General features: G+C 70.7%; 18 protein-coding genes and 1 tRNA gene. 6 read left to right on the forward strand and 13 right to left on the reverse strand.

Annotation, left to right across the window (positions count from 1 at the left end; all coding sequences use genetic code 11):
- Window positions 1–45: 45 nt before the first annotated feature.
- From acpP to GGR64_RS04120, 6 genes are all read right to left on the reverse strand, one after another.
- Window positions 46–285 (reverse strand): acyl carrier protein, encoded by a 240-nt coding sequence (gene acpP / locus GGR64_RS04095; RefSeq protein ID WP_160966243.1) that lies wholly within the window; start codon window positions 283–285, stop codon window positions 46–48.
- Between the two features lie 204 nt (window positions 286–489).
- Window positions 490–1233: a 3-oxoacyl-ACP reductase FabG gene (gene fabG / locus GGR64_RS04100; RefSeq protein ID WP_184644081.1), complete on the reverse strand. Its 744-nt coding sequence runs from the start codon at window positions 1231–1233 to the stop codon at window positions 490–492.
- Window positions 1234–1324: 91 nt separating this feature from the next.
- A complete protein-coding gene (fabD, locus tag GGR64_RS04105; RefSeq protein ID WP_184448222.1) occupies window positions 1325–2269 on the reverse strand; it encodes an ACP S-malonyltransferase in 945 nt (314 codons plus the stop codon).
- Between the two features lie 686 nt (window positions 2270–2955).
- Window positions 2956–3939, reverse strand: a complete 984-nt coding sequence (locus GGR64_RS04110; RefSeq protein WP_160966237.1) for a beta-ketoacyl-ACP synthase III — start codon at window positions 3937–3939, stop codon at window positions 2956–2958.
- 97 nt (window positions 3940–4036) lie between these two features.
- Window positions 4037–4231 carry a 50S ribosomal protein L32 gene (rpmF, locus tag GGR64_RS04115; RefSeq protein WP_010342479.1) on the reverse strand — a complete coding sequence of 65 codons (195 nt, stop codon included), beginning with the start codon at window positions 4229–4231 and terminating at the stop codon, window positions 4037–4039.
- 101 nt (window positions 4232–4332) lie between these two features.
- Entirely contained in the window at window positions 4333–4842 is a 510-nt protein-coding gene (locus GGR64_RS04120; RefSeq protein ID WP_010342480.1) for a YceD family protein, read from the reverse strand.
- Window positions 4843–4973: 131 nt separating this feature from the next.
- Between GGR64_RS04120 and GGR64_RS04125 the strand changes: the two genes are divergently transcribed.
- On the forward strand, window positions 4974–5546 hold the full coding sequence (locus GGR64_RS04125; protein ID WP_184644083.1) for a Maf family nucleotide pyrophosphatase: 573 nt from the start codon (window positions 4974–4976) through the stop codon (window positions 5544–5546).
- Window position 5547: 1 nt separating this feature from the next.
- Here GGR64_RS04125 and GGR64_RS04130 read toward each other — a convergent pair whose 3' ends face one another.
- The 3 genes from GGR64_RS04130 to GGR64_RS04140 form a co-directional block, all read right to left on the reverse strand.
- The gene (locus GGR64_RS04130; protein ID WP_255421663.1) at window positions 5548–7386 is read right to left on the reverse strand and encodes a glycosyltransferase 87 family protein; all 1839 of its coding nucleotides are present in this window, start codon (window positions 7384–7386) and stop codon (window positions 5548–5550) included.
- 8 nt (window positions 7387–7394) lie between these two features.
- A complete protein-coding gene (locus GGR64_RS04135; protein ID WP_160966231.1) occupies window positions 7395–8384 on the reverse strand; it encodes a glycosyltransferase family 2 protein in 990 nt (329 codons plus the stop codon).
- A gap of 243 nt (window positions 8385–8627) precedes the next feature.
- Window positions 8628–10469, reverse strand: coding sequence for a glycosyltransferase family 39 protein (locus tag GGR64_RS04140; RefSeq protein ID WP_184644084.1), 1842 nt, complete (start codon window positions 10467–10469; stop codon window positions 8628–8630).
- Between the two features lie 36 nt (window positions 10470–10505).
- Between GGR64_RS04140 and GGR64_RS04145 the strand changes: the two genes are divergently transcribed.
- From GGR64_RS04145 to GGR64_RS04160, 4 genes are read left to right on the forward strand one after another with little or no spacing between them, the layout of a single operon-like run.
- A complete protein-coding gene (locus tag GGR64_RS04145; protein WP_048490150.1) occupies window positions 10506–11459 on the forward strand; it encodes a MoxR family ATPase in 954 nt (317 codons plus the stop codon).
- Window positions 11460–11464: 5 nt separating this feature from the next.
- Window positions 11465–12421, forward strand: coding sequence for a DUF58 domain-containing protein (locus GGR64_RS04150; protein WP_184644086.1), 957 nt, complete (start codon window positions 11465–11467; stop codon window positions 12419–12421).
- Window positions 12414–14363: a DUF3488 and transglutaminase-like domain-containing protein gene (locus tag GGR64_RS04155; protein WP_184644088.1), complete on the forward strand. Its 1950-nt coding sequence runs from the start codon at window positions 12414–12416 to the stop codon at window positions 14361–14363. Before GGR64_RS04150 ends, GGR64_RS04155 begins: the two co-directional genes overlap by 8 nt.
- Window positions 14360–14878: a Slp family lipoprotein gene (locus tag GGR64_RS04160; protein ID WP_160966223.1), complete on the forward strand. Its 519-nt coding sequence runs from the start codon at window positions 14360–14362 to the stop codon at window positions 14876–14878. The genes GGR64_RS04155 and GGR64_RS04160 overlap by 4 nt, the downstream gene beginning before the upstream one ends.
- Before the next feature lie 83 nt (window positions 14879–14961).
- Here GGR64_RS04160 and GGR64_RS04165 read toward each other — a convergent pair whose 3' ends face one another.
- The 4 genes from GGR64_RS04165 to dnaX form a co-directional block, all read right to left on the reverse strand.
- Window positions 14962–15309, reverse strand: coding sequence for a histidine triad nucleotide-binding protein (locus tag GGR64_RS04165; protein WP_010342491.1), 348 nt, complete (start codon window positions 15307–15309; stop codon window positions 14962–14964).
- A 75-nt stretch (window positions 15310–15384) separates the two neighbouring features.
- A complete protein-coding gene (gene recR, locus GGR64_RS04170) occupies window positions 15385–15999 on the reverse strand; it encodes a recombination mediator RecR (protein ID WP_184644090.1) in 615 nt (204 codons plus the stop codon).
- A 251-nt stretch (window positions 16000–16250) separates the two neighbouring features.
- Window positions 16251–16571: a YbaB/EbfC family nucleoid-associated protein gene (locus GGR64_RS04175; RefSeq protein ID WP_184644092.1), complete on the reverse strand. Its 321-nt coding sequence runs from the start codon at window positions 16569–16571 to the stop codon at window positions 16251–16253.
- Window positions 16572–16577: 6 nt separating this feature from the next.
- Complete coding sequence (gene dnaX / locus GGR64_RS04180) at window positions 16578–18440, reverse strand: DNA polymerase III subunit gamma/tau (protein WP_184644094.1); 1863 nt, start codon at window positions 18438–18440, stop codon at window positions 16578–16580.
- 233 nt (window positions 18441–18673) lie between these two features.
- Here dnaX and GGR64_RS04185 point away from each other — a divergent pair.
- Window positions 18674–18766 (forward strand) — tRNA-Ser (locus tag GGR64_RS04185).
- Window positions 18767–19180 lie beyond the last annotated feature (414 nt).

Below are 19180 nucleotides of genomic sequence, written 5' to 3' on the forward strand. Positions count from 1 at the left end.
CGCATCGGGCCCACGCAGGCGCCGATGGCGATCGAGAACGCAGCATCAGCTCTTGACGTGCGACTTCACGTAATCGATGGCCTGCTGCACCGAGGTGATCTTCTCGGCTTCTTCGTCCGGAATTTCGCACTCGAACTCTTCTTCCAGGGCCATCACCAGCTCGACGGTGTCCAGCGAGTCGGCACCCAGGTCATCGACGAACGATGCGTTGTTGGTGACTTCTTCTTCCTTGACGCCGAGCTGTTCGACGACGATTTTCTTGACGCGTTCTTCGATGGTGCTCATTGGGATATCGCTCCAGATGGAGTAGTGGTGGTTCGAGTTTAGGACCCCCGCACACGGATGTGCGGTGCTCCTGTGAGGGACTCACAAAACGCCATCGGGCTGCGATGGCCGCGTTGGATAGTGTAGTGGAAACCGGCTGGCCCTTGCATCGCTGCACAATTGCCGGCCGATCAGCCACTTAGGCGCGTCCGCTGCGCCGCAGGCTTACGGCATGTACATCCCGCCGTTCACGTGCAGGGTTTCGCCGGTGATGTAGCCGGCATTGGGGCCGGCCAGGAACGCCACCGCGTTGGCGATGTCCGACGGCTGCCCGAGCTGACCGAGCGCGATCTGCTCCAGCAGCGCGGTGCGTTGCGCCTCCGGCAGCGCCTTGGTCATGTCGGTGTCGATGAAGCCCGGCGCGACCACGTTGACGGTGATGCCGCGCGAGCCGATTTCCTTGGCCATCGACTTGGAGAAGGCGATGATGCCGGCCTTGGCCGCCGCGTAGTTGGCCTGGCCCGGATTGCCGGTCACGCCGACCACCGAGGCGATGTTGACGATGCGGCCCTTGCGCGCCTTCATCATGCCGCGCAGCACCGCCTTGGAAGTGCGGAACACGCTGGTCAGGTTGGTGTCGATGATCGCCTGCCAGTCGTCGTCCTTCATCCGCATCAGCAGGTTGTCGCGGGTGATGCCGGCGTTGTTGACCAGGATCGAGACCGGGCCGAATTCCTTGGCGATCGCCTCGATCAGCGCATCGACCGCGGCACCGTCGGTGACGTCCAGCGCGCGGCCATGGCCGCCGTGGGCGGCCAGACGCGCGCCGATCGCCTGCGCGCCGGAATCGGAGGTCGCGGTGCCGACGACGGTGGCCCCCTGCGCGGCCAGGGTGTCGGCGATGGCCGCGCCGATGCCGCGGCTGGCGCCGGTGACCAGGGCGATCTCGCCCTGCAATGGCTTGCTCATCTGCGTTTCCTTGAAGACGGACGGCGCATGGCGCCGTGGGGAAGGAAGGAGGCCGGCGCGGGCAAGACACGCATCGCGCGGCGGCCGGCGATCAGGAGGCCCAGGCCTCGCGCGCACCGGCGAAATCGGCGGGCGTACCCAGCGCGCGCCCATCGAGCGACTTGTCGATGCGCTTGACCAAGCCGGTCAGCACCTTGCCCGGGCCGCACTCGGCCAGGCGGGTGGCGCCGCCGGCGGCCAGCGCCTGCACGCAGCCGGTCCAGCGCACTGGCAGGTACAGCTGCTCGACCAGTGCCTGGCGGATCGCCTCGACGCCCTCGTGCACCTGCGCATCGGCGTTCTGCACCACCGGCAGCTGCGGCGCCTGCCAGGCCAGCCCGCGCATCGCCTCGGCCAGGCGGTTGGCCGCCTCGCGCATCAGCGGGGTATGCGAGGGCACGCTGACCGCCAGCTTCACCGCCTTGCGCACGCCGCGCTCGGCCAGCAACGCCAGCGCGCGGTCGACCGCGGCGGCATCGCCGCCGATCACCACCTGCCCCGGCGAGTTGTAGTTGGCCGGCACCACCACCTGGCTGCCCGCGGCCTGCGCGCAGACCTCCTCGACCAGCGCGTCCTCGGCGCCGAGCACGGCGGCCATCGCGCCCACGCCGGCCGGCGCGGCGTCCTGCATCAGCTGCCCGCGCAGCCGCACCAGGTGCGCGCCGTCGTGCAGCGACAAGGCGCCAGCAGCCACCAGTGCGCTGTACTCGCCCAGGCTGTGCCCGGCCAGCTGCGCCGGACGCGCCCCGCCCTCGGCCAGCCACAGCCGCCACAGCGCCACGCTCGCGGCCAGCAACGCCGGCTGGGTGTACTCGGTGCGGTTGAGCATCTCTTCCGGGCCGCCCTGGCTCAGCGCCCACAGATCCACGCCGGCGCCATCGGAGGCTTCGGTGAAACTGTCGCGCAGCTGCGGATGCAATTCGGCCAGTTCGGCCAGCATGCCCAGCGATTGCGAACCCTGGCCGGGGAAGACGAAGGCGAGTGTGGAATCGGTCACGCGGTTGGCCCTGCGAAAATCGAGCGGCGATGATACGGGCGAAACCGGCCGGACGTCTGTACTCGGGCGTATGTGAGTGGCAGCCGGCCCACCATGCGGCGCCAGCGACGCGATGCTTCGCCGTGCCGAGTGTCGTGCCGACAGCGCACCTGGCCGGCGCGACGCATGCGGGCGGAAACCGCTGCGACCGGGCGCGTCAGGCGAGGCAACGGCAGCGCATGCCGACAGCAGGGCGCGGGGGGCATGGGTCGACTGGACATGGGCTCGTCGCCCAAGCGATGGCGCGGTCGGCGCGCACGCCCTGACGGCCGCTCGGGTCGAACCGCACCTCGACCGACCGGATGCAGGGCACCGCAACACCGCGCGCTGCCGTCGCTCAGCAGGGACGCCTCGTCACCTGCGTACGAGCGGCTTCCGCTGCGACGGGCTTGACCGGGAATGCCTGTCGCGGCTGAAGCCGCTCCTACAGGAGCTTCGGTAAGCGCCGACGCAATGCAGCAGCGGACAGCGCGCTCAGACGCCCATCGCGCCTCCGGGCGCCGCGACTGTGCACGGCGCGCCTGACGCGCTGGCGTCGATGAGATGGGTTCGGCCAGCGTATCGCCGTGTGTCGTGGAGACGACGCACGGCGTTCGGCATCGCCGCTGGCGCACCGCGGCGCCGATGGCGCCGGGCACGGGGCAGGCTCAGTAGCGCAGCAGCGCCGAGCCCCAGGTGAAACCGCCGCCGAAGGCTTCCAGCAGCAGCAGTTGGCCGCGCTGCACGCGGCCCGAGCGCACCGCCACGTCCAGCGCCATCGGCACCGAGGCGGACGAGGTGTTGCCGTGGATGTCCACGGTCACCACCACCTGCTCCATCGGCAGGTCCAGTCGCTTGGCGGTGGCTTCGATGATGCGCAGGTTGGCCTGGTGCGGGATCAGCCAGTCCAGGTCGTGCTTGTCCAGGCCGTTGGCGCCCAGGGTCTCGTCGACCACCGCGTCCAGTGCCTTGACCGCGTACTTGAACACCTCGCTGCCCTTCATCTGGATGCCGCCGGCGGCCGGATCGCCGGTGCCATCGCCCAGTCCGGTGGCGATGCCGACCGGATTCCACAGCAGTTCCTTCTTGCTGCCGTCGGCATGCAGATGGGTGCTGAGGATGCCCGTGTCGTTATCGGCGCGCAGGACCACCGCGCCGGCGCCGTCGCCGAACAGCACGCAGGTAGTGCGCTCGGTCCAGTCGACGATGCGGCTGAGGGTTTCGGTGCCGATCACCAGCACGGTCTTGGCGTCGCCGCTGCGGATGAACTTGTCGGCCACGCTGAGCGCGTAGACGAAGCCCGAACAGGCGGCATTGACGTCCAGCGCCGGGCAGCCGACCACGCCGAGGCGGGCCTGGATCAGGCAGGCGGTGGACGGGAAGATCAGGTCCGGGGTCGTGGTGCCGACCACGATCATGTCGAGTTCGGCGACATCGATGCCGGCGGCTTCGATCGCCTTCAGCGCGGCCTCGTAGCCCAGGTCGCCGGCGGTCTGGCCGGGGGCGGCGATGTGCCGCTCGCGGATGCCGGTACGGCTGCGGATCCATTCGTCGCTGGTGTCGACCATCTGCGACAGATCGTCGTTGGTCAACACTTTTTCAGGCAAATAGCTGCCGGTGCCCGCGATCCTGGAATAGATCCGCTTGCTCATGCTGGTTCCTGTTGCCTGTTACGCAGGCCGCACCGGTGCGGCGCGGCCTGTGAAGATGGGTGACTCCGTCCGCCGCAGCGCGGTGGACGGGCACGGATCAATCTTCTTCGACCTGCGCGGTCTTGGTGGCGATCACCTTCTTGCCACGGTAGTAACCGTCGGCGGTGACGTGGTGGCGCAGGTGGATCTCGCCGCTGGTCGGATCGGTCGACAGCTGCTTGGCGCTGAGGGCGTCGTGCGAACGGCGCTGGCCGCGGCGGGACGGGGTGACACGGGATTTCTGCACAGCCATGGGATTGCTCCAAACTCGGTTCGTTTACATCTGTCGTCATTACGTCGCGCAGGACGCGCGCGTCCGGCAACAACCTCAGGCAGCGGCAGGCGGACCGACCGCTACTGTTTCTTCAGCGCCGCCAACGCCGCGAACGGGTTGACCTTGCTCGTTTCTTCCTCGGTCGCCGGCCAGTCGCGATCGACCGCCTCGCTTCCGGGCGCCACCGGCACCAGCGGTACCGCCAGCACCAACTCGTCCTCGACCAGATCGGCCGGCCGCAGCATGCCGTCTTCCGGCACCAGCAAGGCCTCGTGATCCGGCGGCAGCGCGGCTTCTTCTTCCTCGCTGCGGATCAGCCCCAGCCGCTGTACGCTCGACACCGGCAGCAGGAAGCGCTGCAGGCTGCGCTGACAGATCAGCGGCAGCTCGGTTTCGATCTTCAGTTCGACATAGGACACTTGCAGTACAGCGTCGCGGCCGAATTCCAGCGTGTAGCGGCATTCGCCTTCGGTGTCGGCCAGGCTGCCTTGCAGACGGGTCATCGCCGAGAGCGGCAGGCGGTCTTCGAAGACCCTGCGCGCTGCGACCATCCGCCAGGCATCCAACAGTTCGGGCACGTTCGCGGACATAAGCCGCAGAATGTTAAGGACTGCCGGGGCCGCTGTCAAACCGTCCCGGACCCGTCCCTGCATCGCCTTGCCGGTCCGCGCCGGCCGCCGCAGACTGCCGGCCCCGGCCCACCGCTGCCTGCCCACCGCCGATGCCACCGCTGATCCTGGCTTCCACTTCCACCTACCGCCGCGAGCTGCTGCAGCGGCTGCGCCTGCCCTTCGACTGCGCCCGCCCGCAGGTCGACGAGACTCCGCTGCCCGGCGAGACGCCGCTGGCGCTGGCGCAGCGGCTGGCGGCGGCCAAGGCCGCGGCGGTCGCGGCCACCGCCGGGGAGGCCTGGGTGATCGGCTCGGACCAGGTCGCCGAACTGGGCGGCCAACCGCTGGGCAAGCCCGGCGACGTGGCCGCGGCGCACGCACAGCTGGCGGCCATGTCCGGGCGCAGCGTGCGCTTCCACACCGCCGTGTGCCTGCAGCGCGGTGGACGCACGCTGCAGGCCTGCGACCTCACTGAAGTGCAGTTCCGCGACCTGCAGGCCGAGGCCATCGCCCGCTACGTCGCCGCCGAACGGCCGCTGGACTGCGCCGGCAGCTTCAAGTGCGAAGGCCTGGGCATCAGCCTGTTCCGCGCGATCCACAGCCAGGACCCGACCGCGCTGATCGGCCTGCCGTTGATCGCGCTGTCCGAGCTGCTGCGCGAGGCCGGTTACACCCTGCCCTAGCTCACTGCAACCGGCACCACTGATACGGGAAGCGCGCCTGCCCGACCCAGGACGGGTAGATCCGGCAGGACCCCGGCTGCAGCGCCAGGCCGTAGCGCGCCAGTTGCTGCTCGGCCAGCGCCTGGGTCTGCCGGTCCGCGGCGGCGACATCCACAGCCCGTTCCGGCAGCAGCACCCAGCGGCAGCGGCCGGCGTCCACGGCCACGCCGGCACGCACCGGGCGGTGCGCCAGGCGCCGCATCAGCGCGCAGTCGGGGCCGCGATCCAGGCCCAGGCGCGCGGCCACGGCATTGAGCCGCCGCAGGCGCTCGACATTGCGATCCACCTCGGCCGGCAACAGCGCATAGCCCTGCCCGCGCGCCGCCAGCATCGCCCGTACCCGCGCGGCGTAGGCCGGCGTTTCCGGAAAATTGGAGGCGACCGAGGCATACGCCGCCTGCTCCGGCAGGAACGGAATGCGCCAGGACTCCGGCGCATCGCCGACCAGCAGCACCAGGCTGCGCTCGGGCTGCGGCATGGGCGGCGCCTGCACCCGGAACGCCTGGCGCGCCCAGCGCTCGTGGCCCCACTCGCCCCAGCCATACAGCGCAAAGGCCGCACAGGCGATCAGGGTCCAGCGCGCCGCCGGGGCGGCGATGCGCGCCGGCAGCAGCCGCCGCAGCCCCACCCACAGCAGCAGCGGCGCCAGCAGCTCCGGCACCACCAGATAGCGCTGGATGCTGAAGGCCGCCTGCCAGGCGAGGAAGGCCACCAGCACGAACACCAGCACCGCACGCCAGGCCGGCGCGACCACCTCCGCCGGCGCGGAGGCGCGCGGACGCCGCAGCGCCCAGCGCAGCAACGCGACCAGGCCCAGCAGATACAGCAGCGGCCACACCAGTTGCCGCAGGCGCACCTCGCTGACCCGGTTCGGCGCCAGCGAGAACTGCAGCGGCCAGGTCAGCCATTCCCACAGCGTCTTCGGCAACCAACGCGTGTCGCTGACCGCCACCGGCTGCGCCAGCGGCGCCAGGAAGTGGCTGTTGAACTGCGGGAACAGCGGATTGCCGAAGGTCTGCCAGACCCGCAGCAGCCAGGGCCCGGCCAGCAGCGCGAAGCTGAGCAGCGTCACCGCGGTCAGCACCGCGGCACCACCGAGGCGCTGCCGTGGGCGCCCGCCGGCGACCAGCGCGGCCACGCCCAGGGCCAGCGCGAACAGGGCATTGGTCAGTTTGCAGGCCATCGCCAGCCCGAGCAGGGCACCGGCCAGCGTCCACCAGCCCAGCGCCACGCCCTGCCCCGCGGCCTGCTGGCGGCGTTGCGCATGCAGTGCGGCGAGCAGCGCGCCCAGCACCGGCAGGGCGCTGGTGTTGTCGGCCATGGTGCCGGCGAACTCGGACAGGAACGCGGCGCTGCACAGGCCGGCCAACGCCAGCCACGGCACCAGCCGCGCGCGATCCAGCCGCGGGTCCAGCACCTGCCAGACGATGCCGGCCAGCAGCAGGAACGCCAGCGCATGCAGCACGCCCATCGCGAACCCGGCCAGCGGCGCAGGCAGGCCGACGAACAGCGCGTAATGCAGCACGTCCAGCAGCGGATTGAAGTAGCTCTGCATCTGCGCCGGCGCCAGGTCGATGCCGAGGCGGCCGTGCAGTGCGGCGTAGCCGTTGTACAGGTGGTAGTTGCGCAGGTCCCAGTTGGCGTCCTGGCCCAGCCACAGCGACAACAGCCCGCCGAGCAGCGCCACCGCCACGCCCGCCGCGATCACGTTGCCGCGGCTGTGGAAGGCGAAGCGGCGATCCAGCGCGGCCAGCAGGCGCTGGCGGCGGGTCGGGCGCGGCACTTCCGCCGCAGCAGCCATGCCCACGCTCATGCGCCGTCACCCCGCTGCGTACCCTGCACGTCTGCCGCCGGCCAGGCCGGGATCGCCAGGTAGGCCAGGCGCTTGGCCTCGATGCGGCCGCGCGTGACCGTGTCCAGGATCAGCCCGCAGGCCAGCAGCAGCACGCCGAGCAACACCAGCGCCGAGCACAGGATCGCCGTGGGGAAGCGCGGCACCAGGCCGGTTTGCCAATAGGTCTGCAGCAACGGCACCGCCAGCGCCAGCGCCAGCAGCACGCAGGCGCCGAAGCCCAGCGAGAAGAACAGCAAGGGCCGCTCGGCCTTGAACAGGCGCAGGATGGTCAACAGGATGCGGGTGCCGTCGTGCCAGGTGCGCAGCTTGCTCTGCGATCCTTCCGGACGCGCGCCATAGGCGGTGTCCACTTCCGCCACCGGCATGCGCAGCTGCAGTGCGTGCACCGCCAGTTCGGTCTCGGTCTCGAAGCCGGCGGCGTGCGCGGGGAACGACTTCACGTAGCGCCGCGAGAACACCCGGTAGCCGGACAGCATGTCGTCGAAGCTGCGGCCGAACAGGAAGCCCACGCAGCGGGTCAGCAGCACGTTGCCGGTGCGATGGCCGGCGCGGTAGGCCGCCGCCGCGTCGCTGCGGCGCGCGCCGACCACCATGTCCAGCCCGTCGCGCAGCAGGCGCTCGACCAGCGCCGGCGCCATCGCCGCATCGTAGGTCGCATCGCCGTCGACCAGCACGTAGACGTCGGCCTCGATGTCGGCGAACAGGCGCCGCACCACGTTGCCCTTACCCTGCAGCGCGACCTCGCGCACCACCGCGCCGGCCGCACGCGCCCGGGCGATGGTGGCGTCGCTGGAGTTGTTATCGAACACGTGGATGCGCGCGCCGGGCAGATGCGTGGCGAAATCGGCCACGACCTGGCCGATGGTGGCCGCTTCGTTGTGGCACGGCACCAGCACCGCGATCCGCGGCGCGGCCGCGGGGCGGTCGGAGGGGGAACTGGACATGGGCGGCGTGCGGTCCTGCGCGACGGCGTGGAAAGGCGCGTCATTCTAGGGCGGATCACCACTCCCCGAGCACGTCGCGCCGCGGTTGCGCGCGCCTATGGCGAGACGCAGGAGGACGTAGACGTCAGCCCAGGGCCGAACGATGGCGCGGCCACGGGCGCGCAACCCCGGCATTCGGGTTGGCATAGCAGGCGCGCCGCCAAACCAAGCACGGCATCCTCGGGGGCGACGAGACGCCCCAGCTCAGCGCGGGCGCAGCACGATCGGTTGTTCCCACCAGTCCTCGACGCTGCCGTCGCGGCCGTGCAGGCGCAGGCCCAGCCAGTGCGTGCCCGGCGCCAGACCGCTGGCGTCGACGGTGGCGCTGAAGCCGATGTTCGGATGACCGGGATCGGTGGAGATCTTCCAGAACTTGGTGACGTCGTAGAACGTGCCGTAGTGCGCCTGCGCCGCGACCTTGCCGTCGAGCAGCACCTCGATCCGGTCGAGCCCCACTCCGTCCTTGAACGCCCAGCCGGAGACGTCGAAGCGGCGGCCGACCGTGGCATCCACGTCGGGGGTGTTGAACCAGGCCATCGCCGGCGTAGTGCAGGGACCGGTCGCGCGCTGCGCCGGCAACGCGAACAGCAGGAAGCGCTGGCTGCCGTGGTCGCTGGACACCACGCGCGGCGGCGGCAGCGGACCGACCAGGTCGCAGACCGCGTGGTAGCGCTGCAGCAGCAGCCGGTACTTCATGTCGCTGGGCGAGAGCACCAGCAACCGCGGACCGTCGCGGTGGCCGTCGCTGAGCAGCCCCCACTGCTGCAGCTGCGCGCTGCGCCCGTGCTTGTCGTTCAACGGATGCGGCAGCACCTGGATGTTCGGGTCGCGCAGTTCGAAGCCGAGTTCGGCGCCGACCTTGAAGTTGTCCGCCAGCACCTGGGTGCCGGGCGGCATGCTCGCCAGTTCGCGACGCACCGCGCTGGCCAGCGGTCGCCAGCCGGCGAAGTTGCGCGGGTAGTACTTGTCGCCGGCGGCGTGCTCGCGCACCGCCGTCGACACCGCCAGGTAGTAGCCGAACGCGCCGACCAGGCCCAGCCCGGCCAGCAGCCAGGTGGCGCGGCGCAGCGGCTTGCTCCAGCCGTTGAGGATCACCGGCGTGGCGATCAGCAGCGCCAGATAGCCCGGCAGCGGCCAGTGGAAACTGACCCGCTCGGCATCGGTAAAGAAGCCGAGCAGGAAGATGCCCAGGGTGGACACCCCGCCCAGCAGGCCGAAATAGCGCCACTGCACGCGCGTGCCGCTGCTGCCGCCGCGCGTGGCCATCAGCGCCACCTTGGTCATCGCCACCGCCAGCAGTGGCGTGACCAGCAGCAACTGGATCAGCAGGAAGGCGATGCCGGTGGGCTGGAAACTCCAGGGATGGCGATCGATTAGTTGGAACTTAAGACCGGCCTCGCCGTTGTCCGCATTCCAGGCCAGCAGCGGCAGCCAGGCGACCATGCCCAGCGCCAACGCCACCCACACCTGCGGATCGCGCAGCATGCGCCGGCCCTGCGGGATCAGCAGCAGCGCGATCGCGCCGACGCCGATCACGCCGACGAAGCGGTAATGGCTCAGCGCGCCGATGCTCAGGCCCAGCGCCAGCTCCACCGCGCTCATCGCCTCGGACTGACGCAGCAGCCGCGCCGTGGCGTCGAGGCACAGGATCGTCGCCAGCGCCATCGGCACGTCCGGCAGCGCCAGGATGCCCAGGGTGCCGGACAGCGGCATCAGCAAGGCCAGGCTGCCGGCGCGCCAGCCCGCCACCGCGCCGAACCAGCGCGTGGCGATGCGCGCGATCAGCCATGGCAGGGCCGCGCCCAGCAGCAGGAACGGCGCGCGCAGCGCCAGCAGGTGATCGCCGCCGAGCGCCACGCCCAGCCGCGCCAACCACGCGGTCAGCCCGGGCAGATCCGAATAGGCCAGCGCCAGATGCTGGCCTTCCTGCCAGTAGAACGCCTCGTCGACGAACAACGGCAGGCGCGCGGCGACCAGCAGTTTGGCGGCGGTGACGAGCGTCCACAGCACGATGAAGACGCTGCGTGCACGTTGTTCCCCTTGCATTGCCCGTACACTCCCTGAAACCGTTGCGAGACTGCGATGCCTACTCCGCTCCGCTTGCCGGAAATGCTAACCGATACGTTGCGCGAGGCGCTCACACGCGCCCAGCAGCAGGTCAATTCGCTGGTCCTGGGCAAGCCGCAGCAGGTGCGCATGGCCTTTGTCGCCCTGCTGTCCGGCGGACATCTGCTGATCGAGGACCTGCCCGGCCTGGGCAAGACCACGCTGGCGCATGCGCTGGCGGCGAGCCTGGGGCTGGGCTTCCAGCGCGTGCAATTCACCTCCGATCTGTTGCCGGCCGATGTGCTCGGCGTGTCGGTGTACGACGCGCAGTCGCGCCAGTTCCAGTTCCACCCGGGGCCGGTGTTCACCCACGTGCTGCTCGCCGACGAGATCAACCGCGCGCCGCCGCGTACCCAGAGCGCGCTGCTGGAAGCGATGGCCGAACAGCAGGTCACCCTCGACGGCACCACCCATCCGCTGCCGTCGCCGTTCTTCGTCATCGCCACGCAGAACCCGGTGGACCTGTCCGGCACCTTTCCTCTGCCCGACTCGCAACTTGACCGTTTCCTGCTGCGCCTGGCCTTGGGCTATCCCAACGCCGAGGCCGAACGCGCGCTGCTCAGCGGCAGCGACCGCCGCGACCTGATCGCACAGGCGCAGCCGCTGCTCGGCGAGGCCGACATGGCCACCCTGCGCCAGGGCGTGGAGCAGATCCATGCCAGCGAGGCGCTGGTCGGCTACGTGCAGGCGCTGCTGGCGCGCAGCCGCCAGCACCCCGGCGTGCGTGTGGGCCTGTCGCCGCGCGCCGGCATCGCCCTGCTGCGTGCGGCCAAGGCGCATGCACTGCTGCTCGGGCGCGGCCACGTGCTGCCCGACGACGTGCAGGCGCTGTTCGTGGCCGTCGCCGAACACCGCCTGGTGGCCGAGCAGGAATCGGCCTCCGGCCAGGCCCTGGCCAAGGCGATCCTGCACAGCGTCGCGGTGGACTGACGCCGATGCCGGGCGGGCGGCGCGACTGGCGGCAGCGACTGGCGCAGTTGGCCGCGCCGCGCGCGCCGGAAGCCCTGCCGATGCAGTTGGACCGGCGCCGCATCTACATCCTGCCGACGCCGTTCGGCGGCTTCATGGCGCTGCTGCTGGCGGCGATGCTGCTCGGCGCGCTGAACTACAACAACAACCCGGCGCTGCTGCTGGCGATGCTGCTCGGCGCAGCGGCGATGGCCAGCGCCATCGTCGCCCACCTGCAGTTGTCCGGGCTGCGCCTGGAGGCGCTGTCGGCCGAGCCGGTCGCCGCCGGTCAGCCGCTGCGCCTGCGGCTGGCGCTGGCCACCGCCGACGGCCGCCGCCGGCGCGGCCTGCGCGTGCGCCACGGCGCCGCGCACACCTATCTGGACCTGCACCGCGACGACCGCAACGAGGCCGACCTGGAGGTGCCCACCGAGCGCCGCGGCTGGCTCGACCTGCAGCGCATCCAGGTCTCCACCACCCAGCCGCTGGGCCTGCTGCGCGCCTGGGCCTGGTTCTGGCCGGACACCCCGCTGCTGGTCTACCCGCAACCGGAAGCCGATGGCCCGCCGCTGCCGGCCGGCGCCGGCACCCCGACCCAGACCCGGCTGCACGCACTCGGCGAGGAATTGCACCAGTTGCGTCCCTACCGCGCCGGCGACGCGCCGCGGGCGATCGCCTGGAAGCATTCCGCGCGCCGCGACACCCTGCTGGTGCGCGAGTACGAACGCCCGATCGGGGTGGACGTGGTGCTGGACTGGCGCACATTGCCGACCTTGCCGCATGAGCGCCGCATCGCGCGGCTGGCACGCTGGGTCGAGGACGCCGAACGCGACGGTCGCCGCTACCGCCTGTTATTGCCGGGGCAGCCGGCGCTGGGGCCGGGCCGCGGCCCGCAGCACCGGCATCTGTGCCTGCGCGCGCTGGCGCTGCTGCCGCATGGCTGAGCCGCGCTCGCCCGCGCTGCACGCCGCCAGCCGCGCCTGGGCACTGGGCGCGGCGCTGCTGGCCTTGCTGCCGCTGCTGCTGCAGTTGCCCGGCACGCTGGCCTGGCTGATCGCGCTGTCGGCGCTGCTGATCGGCGCCAGTTCGGCGTGGCGGCCGATGCCGGCACTGCTGCGCCTGGCCCTGGTCGCGGTGATGCTCGCAGCGTTGTACTGGCAGGTCGGCCTGCGCTTCGGCCGCGATACCGGCTGCGCGCTGCTGGCGGCGATGCTGGCGATCAAGCCCTCGGAACTGAAGAGCCTGCGCGATGCGCGCAGCCTGCTCGGCTTCGCCCTGTTCGCGCCGTTCGCCGCCTTCCTGCTCGACCAGGGCCCGGTGACGATGGCGCTGGGGCTGGCCGCGGTGATCGCGGCGCTGCTGTGCATGCAGCGCCTGGCCGATCAGGAAGGACACAGCGCACGCCGCCCGCTGCGCGGACAACTGCGCGGCGTCGGCCGTCTGCTGGCGCTGGGCCTGCCGCTGGCGCTGGCCGCGTTCTGGCTGTTCCCGCGACTGGGCTCGCCGCTGTGGGGCGTTCCGGAGCGCGCCATGGGCCGTCCCGGCCTGTCGGACACGATGAGCCCGGGGCAATGGCTGGACCTGATGGCCGACGACACCCCGGCGCTGCGCGTGCAGTTCTTCGGCCCGGTGCCGGCACCGGCGCAGCGCTACTGGCGCGGCCCGGTGCTGTGGGATTTCGACGGCCGCACCTGGCGCGCGCAACGCGGCAACGCCTGGGCGCCGGCACCGGCGGTGCAGTTCGCGCCGGGCGGCTGGGACTACCAACTCGAAGTGGAGCCGACCGACCGCCGACAACTGGTCGCGCTGGACCTGCCGCTGCAGGCGCCGGCCGGTACCCGGCTCAGCGCCGACGCGGTGCTGCAGACCGAGCGCCCGCTCAGTGCGCTGACCCGCTGGCGGCTGCGCTCGGCGCCGCCGCAACGGGTCGAGGCCGATCTCGACCCGGCGCAGCGGCAACGCGCACTGGCGCTGCCGCCGGGCTACAACCCGCGTACCCTGGCGCTGGCCCGGCAATGGCGGCAGCAGGCCGGCGCCGACGACGCGGCGATCGTCGCCCGCGCCCTGCAATGGATCCGCCGCGACTTCGCCTACACCCTGCAGACGCCGCTGCCCGGCCGCGACGGCGTGGACGAGTTCCTGTTCCGGCAGAAGGCCGGGTTCTGCGAACACTTCAGCTCGGCGTTCGTGGTGCTGATGCGCGGCGCCGGCATTCCCGCACGCGTGGTCACCGGCTATGCCGGCGGCACCCGCAACCCGTTCGGCGACTACTGGGTGGTGCGACGCATGGACGCGCACGCCTGGGCCGAGGTGTGGCTGCCGCAACGCGGCTGGGTGCGCGTGGACCCGACCGCGGCAGTGGCGCCGGAACGCATCTACGACACCCTGGAGGACCGGCTGGGCAACGGCGCCGGCGCCCAGGGCGGCAACGCCGACTGGCGCTTGCGCGACCTCGCCGACTGGGCGCGGCGCGGCTGGAACGACCTGGTGCTGTCCTTCGACGCCAACCGCCAGCAGCGCCTGCTCAGCCAGTTCGGCGTGGCGAAGTTGGAGCCCGGCCAGCTGGTGGCGCTGTTCGCCGGGTTGGCGGCCCTGCTGCTGGGTGCGATGGCATGGTGGCTGGCCCGCGGCGAGCGCGAGCGCGATCCCTTGCTGCGTGCCTGGCGCGGCCTGAGCCGGCGCTACGCCAAGCGCGGCCAGGGCCGCGCGCCGCACGAACCGGCATTGGCGTGGGCCGCGCGCGTGCAGCAGGAAACCGGCGATGCGACGCTGATTTCGCTCAGCCGGCGTTTCGCCGATGCGCGCTACGCTGGCGCTGATTCGGACAGCGCTTCATTGTTGCGCGACCTGCGCAGGCACCGTCCGCCCACTGGAGCATCCCGATGAAGATTCGCCTGCTGTTCCCCGTGATCGCTGCGTTGGCGCTCGGCGCCTGCGCCACCGCTCCCAAGCCACTGCAAGGCCAGTTCGCGCCGGTCAGCCCGCGCGATTCGGTCGCCGGCCAGCAGGCCGGCGCGCCGGTGCGATGGGGCGGCAAGATCATCAAGACCACGCCCGGCCAGGGCCAGACCTGCTTCCAGATGCTGTCGCGCCCGCTCAATGCCAGCGGCCGTCCGGACAGCAGTTCGGCCGACGCCAGCGATGGCCGCTTCATCGCCTGCCGCGCCGGCTTCTACGACCCGGCGGTGTTCGAGCCCGGCCGCGAAGTGACCTTCATCGGCCATGTGTCCGGCTACGACAACACCCGCATCGGCGAGTACGACTACCGCCTGCCGAAGATGGACGCGGACGTGGTCTACCTGTGGCCGGTGGTGCGCCAGGTCGAAGTGGTGCCCGCCTACCCGTACGGCCCGTGGGGCCCGGGCTGGGGCCCGTGGGGTCCGCGCTGGGGCTGGTGGTAAGCCTGCCGCGTTCACCGCAACGAAGAACGCCGCTGATCCAGCGGCGTTTTTTTATGCCTGCCGGTTGGCGCCAGCCGCGCGACTCAGGGCGTGCCGAAGCGCCCCAGCGGCGCGCCGGCGAGCAGATGCAGGTGCAGATGGAACACGGTCTGCCCGGCGTGCTCGCGGCAGTTGATCACCACCCGGTAGCCATCCTGGGCCAGGCCCTGCTCGCGCGCATAGCTGGCCGCGGCCAGCACCAGCCGGCCGACCAGGGTCGCCTGCTCCGGCGCCAGGTCGTCCAGGGTCGGAATCTCCACCTGCTTGGGGATGAAGAGCACATGCACCGGCGCCTGCGGCGCGATGTCCTTGAAGCCGAGCACGGCGTCGTCCTCGTAGACGATGCTGGCGGGAATTTCGCGACGGATGATCTTGCCGAAGATGGTGTCCATGGAGCGCGCCCGGAACGAAAGAAGGGGCCGTCGTTATAGCCCAATTCGACGTTGCGCCGCAGCCGCGTGCGGCGGTTACTCGCCGGCGTCGGCGCGCGGTACTTCGCTGCGGCTGCCAAAGGCATGCGACAGCGTGCCGCGATCCACATACTCCAGCTCTCCGCCCAGCGGCAGACCCTGCGCCAGCCGGCTCGGCCGCACGCCGTGCTGGCGCGCCAGTTGCGCCAGGTAATGCGCGGTGGCCTCGCCTTCGACCGTGGAGTTGGTGGCGATGATCAGCTCGGCGACCTCGCCCTGCGCCAGCCGCGCGGCCAGCCGATCCAGGCCCAGCTCGCGCGGCCCGATGCCATCCAGCGGCGACAGCCTGCCCTGCAGGATGAAGTACAGGCCGCGGTAGCCGGTGGCGTGCTCGATCGCCAGCCGGTCGGCCGGCGATTCCACCGCGCACAGCTGCTGGCGGTCGCGGGCGGGACTGGCGCAGATCGCACAGAGTTCGGTCTCGCTGAAATCGCGGCACTGCGCGCAATGGCCGATGCGTTCGATCGCCTCGTGCAACCGCTCGGCCAGGCGCTGCCCGCCTTCGCGCTCGCGCTCAAGCACGTGATAGGCCATGCGCTGCGCGGTCTTCTGGCCAACGCCAGGCAGCACGCGGAACGCATCGATCAGTTGTTCGAGCAGCGGCGAGCTCATTGCGGTTGGGGATTCTGGATTGGGGATTCGGGATTGGGAATTGCAGCGGGCTATCCACCACCAAGTGGCTGTCAAGCGATCCGGTGAAAACGGGACATTGCGTAGCAGCTGCTTCAGCTGCGGAGGGCGTTACCCGCAATGCCCATCGCGGCTGAAGCCGCTCCTACGCGGGGAGTGCACCGAAGCAGGTGATGCGGCGCGCTCGCGAGAAACCCACGAATCCCGAATCCCCACTCCCGAATCCCGGGCCCTCAGAAAGGCAGCTTCATGCCCGGCGGGATCGGCATGCCGGCGGTGGCCGCGCCCATGCGCGACTTGGACTCGGCGTCGATCTTGTTGGAGGCGTCGTTGAAGGCGGCGGCGATCAGATCCTCGGCCATTTCCTGGTCGGCCAGGATGCTCGGATCGATCCGCACCTTGCGGCACTCCTTGGCGCCGGTCAGGGTCACGGTGACCATGCCGCCGCCGGCGCTGCCGGTGACTTCCAGTTGGGCCAGTTCTTCCTGGGCGCGCTGCAGGTTTTCCTGCATCTTCTGCGCCTGTTGCATCAGTTGGGCGATATTGCCGCGCATCGTGGTTCACTCATCGTAGGGACGGATGGAATCGGGAACGACCCGCGCGCCTTGCTGCTGGATCAGCGCCTGCACCGCCGGGTCGTTCATGAACGCGGTTTCGGCCGCGTTCTGGCGCTCGCCGCGTTGCCGGTGCGAGCGCTCGTGCAGGGTTTCGGCATCGACCGCGATGCCGCTTTCGATGACGATCTTCGGCCGCTGCCCCAGCGCATCGGCCAGGGCCGCCGCCAGTTCGCCGAGCGAACGCTCCGACTGCAGGTACTCGAAGCCCGGCGACAGCGACAGCCGCAGCACGCCCTCGGCATGGCTGACGAAGGCGGCATTGGCGGCGAGCTGGCGCGACGGACCATTCAGGCCGCAATCGGCGACCAGTTCCAGCCAGTCCTCGGCGCTGTGCAGCGCGCGCGGCGTGTCGGACACGGCGGCGTGGGTGCGCGGCGTCTGCGCCAGCGGCGGCACCATTGCCATCTCCGGTTCGGCGGCCGCGGCCGGGGCGACCGCTGGCGCCGGTACCGTGACTGGCGCGGACGGCGCAGGGCGTGCCACCGGCGGCGCCGGCGGATCCCACGGCGGATCCAGCGGAGTCGCCGCCGCACTGGGCGCAGCCGCCGCGGGCGCAGCGGGGACCGGTGCCGACACGGCGCCGACGGGCGCCGACGGGGCAGCGGCAGCCACCGCAGCAGGTGCCGCCATCGCCGCCGCAGGCGCGCTGGCCGCGGCTGCCGAGGCATTGCCATGTCCCTGCGCCGCCGCACCGGTCGCGGTGCCGGCCGGCAGCGCCGCGGCGCCCATCGGACGGAACGCCAGCATGCGCAGCAACGCCATCTCGAAGCCGGCGCGCGGACTCGGCGCCAGATACAGGTCGCGGCGCCCGTTCAGCGCCATCTGGTACCACAGCTGCACGATCTCCGGCCGCAGGCGCTCGGCCAACGGGGCCGGATCCAGGCCGTCCAGCGCGGGCGTGGCGGCGCCCGGCACCAGTTGCCGCACCTGGATGCGGTGCAGGGCCTCGGCCAGCGCCTCCAGCACCCCACCCCAGTCGGGCGAGAACTCTGCCAGGCCGGCCACCACCTGCAGCAGCCGCTGCCCATCGGCATCGGCCAGCGCGTCCAGCATCGCCCCGACCTGGGTGCGGTCGACCGTGCCCAGCATCGTCCGCACGACGTCGTCGCGCAGCGCACCGCCGGCGTAGGCGATGGCCTGGTCGAGCAGCGACAGGCCGTCGCGCAGGCTGCCGTCGGCGGCCTTGGCCAGTTGCACGATCGCCGAGGCATCCACCTCGATCTGCTCGGCGGCCAGGATCTTGGTCATCTGCCCCTGGATCTGCTCCTCGTCCAGGCGCTTGAGGTTGAACTGCAGGCAGCGCGACAGCACCGTCACCGGCAGCTTCTGCGGGTCGGTGGTGGCGAGCAGGAACTTCACGTGCTCCGGCGGCTCTTCCAGGGTCTTCAGCAGCGCGTTGAACGCCGCCTTGGAGAGCATGTGCACTTCGTCGATCAGGTAGACCTTGAACTTGCCGCGCGAGGGCATGTACTGCGCGTTCTCGATCACCTCGCGCACGTCGTCCACGCCGGTGTTGGACGCGGCGTCGATCTCCAGCAGGTCGATGTAGCGGCCGGCATCGATGTCCAGGCAGGCCGCGCACTGGCCGCACGGGTCGGCGCTGGTGCCCTGCTCGCAGTTCAGCGACTTGGCGAAGATGCGCGCGATGGTGGTCTTGCCGACGCCGCGGGTGCCGGTGAACAGGAACGCGTGGTGCACCCGGCCGCTGTCCAGCGCGTTGGTGAGCGCGCGGACCACATGCTCCTGCCCCACCAACTCGGCGAAACGCTTGGGGCGCCACTTGCGGGCGAGAACGAGATAGGACATCAGGCGACCGTCTTCATCTGAACCACCATTGTGCCACGCCGGGCCACCACGATCGTTCAGTCGCCCGGTCAGCCGCCGTCACGCGCGCCGGCCTTCGGCGCAGGGCTGCCTGCGACGATGAACAAGCGAAGATGAGCGCAGTTCACGCAACGGCGGTGGTTCGCCTTGTGAACGGCCGCCATGACGGCTAGAATTCCCGCCCTTGCCCGGACCGCATGGCCCGCGCAAGACCCGGAGAGGTGTCCGAGTGGTTGAAGGAGCACGCCTGGAAAGTGTGTAAGCGTCTAAACCGCGCTTCGGGGGTTCGAATCCCCCTCTCTCCGCCAGATTGCAGTGTTGAGATGGCCCAGCCGCGTGCGTTTGCCGGCGTCTGGGAGGGGTGAGAGCCCTAGGGTTCTACAGCTGGCATAGCTACCTGCGCGGCGAAGTCGCCGGCAGGTCAAGACATCGCAGATGTCGAGTGAACCCTCCTCTCTGAAGTAAATGAACCCCTGCCCATGCAGGGGTTTTTTTTGCATTGCGGAGTGGCATTGACACGGGCCGCTGGGCATCGATCACAACGCCTCTGCCCTGCATTCGCCGATACGGCTCGCCCACACATTGGACGCATTTCCAACTGTCTGCCGCCGGCGAGGTCGAACGTAGGCTGACAGCGCATGCTGCCGCTGAGCCAAGCAGAAGCCTGCTGGGAACATCGGACGCCGGCAGCGCACGGATATTCCATTGCACATTCCATACAT

This window comes from Xanthomonas sp. 3307, assembly GCF_014199735.1.
In the GTDB taxonomy this organism is placed as follows: domain Bacteria; phylum Pseudomonadota; class Gammaproteobacteria; order Xanthomonadales; family Xanthomonadaceae; genus Xanthomonas_A; species Xanthomonas_A rydalmerensis.

Bases quoted from the DNA above. Each gene is read 5' to 3' on its own strand.
- GGR64_RS04125 (WP_184644083.1), top strand. From the start codon at position 4,974: ATGCCACCGCTGATCCTGGCTTCCACTTCCACCTACCGCCGCGAGCTG.
- GGR64_RS04160 (WP_160966223.1), top strand. From the start codon at position 14,360: ATGAAGATTCGCCTGCTGTTCCCCGTGATCGCTGCGTTGGCGCTCGGC.
- GGR64_RS04155 (WP_184644088.1), top strand. From the start codon at position 12,414: ATGGCTGAGCCGCGCTCGCCCGCGCTGCACGCCGCCAGCCGCGCCTGG.
- fabG (WP_184644081.1), bottom strand. From the start codon at position 1,233: ATGAGCAAGCCATTGCAGGGCGAGATCGCCCTGGTCACCGGCGCCAGC.
- GGR64_RS04145 (WP_048490150.1), top strand. From the start codon at position 10,506: ATGCCTACTCCGCTCCGCTTGCCGGAAATGCTAACCGATACGTTGCGC.
- GGR64_RS04140 (WP_184644084.1), bottom strand. From the start codon at position 10,469: ATGCAAGGGGAACAACGTGCACGCAGCGTCTTCATCGTGCTGTGGACG.
- acpP (WP_160966243.1), bottom strand. From the start codon at position 285: ATGAGCACCATCGAAGAACGCGTCAAGAAAATCGTCGTCGAACAGCTC.
- recR (WP_184644090.1), bottom strand. From the start codon at position 15,999: ATGAGCTCGCCGCTGCTCGAACAACTGATCGATGCGTTCCGCGTGCTG.
- GGR64_RS04175 (WP_184644092.1), bottom strand. From the start codon at position 16,571: ATGCGCGGCAATATCGCCCAACTGATGCAACAGGCGCAGAAGATGCAG.
- GGR64_RS04120 (WP_010342480.1), bottom strand. From the start codon at position 4,842: ATGTCCGCGAACGTGCCCGAACTGTTGGATGCCTGGCGGATGGTCGCA.
- GGR64_RS04110 (WP_160966237.1), bottom strand. From the start codon at position 3,939: ATGAGCAAGCGGATCTATTCCAGGATCGCGGGCACCGGCAGCTATTTG.
- GGR64_RS04150 (WP_184644086.1), top strand. From the start codon at position 11,465: ATGCCGGGCGGGCGGCGCGACTGGCGGCAGCGACTGGCGCAGTTGGCC.
- GGR64_RS04130 (WP_255421663.1), bottom strand. From the start codon at position 7,386: ATGGCTGCTGCGGCGGAAGTGCCGCGCCCGACCCGCCGCCAGCGCCTG.
- GGR64_RS04135 (WP_160966231.1), bottom strand. From the start codon at position 8,384: ATGTCCAGTTCCCCCTCCGACCGCCCCGCGGCCGCGCCGCGGATCGCG.
- dnaX (WP_184644094.1), bottom strand. From the start codon at position 18,440: ATGTCCTATCTCGTTCTCGCCCGCAAGTGGCGCCCCAAGCGTTTCGCC.
- rpmF (WP_010342479.1), bottom strand. From the start codon at position 4,231: ATGGCTGTGCAGAAATCCCGTGTCACCCCGTCCCGCCGCGGCCAGCGC.
- GGR64_RS04165 (WP_010342491.1), bottom strand. From the start codon at position 15,309: ATGGACACCATCTTCGGCAAGATCATCCGTCGCGAAATTCCCGCCAGC.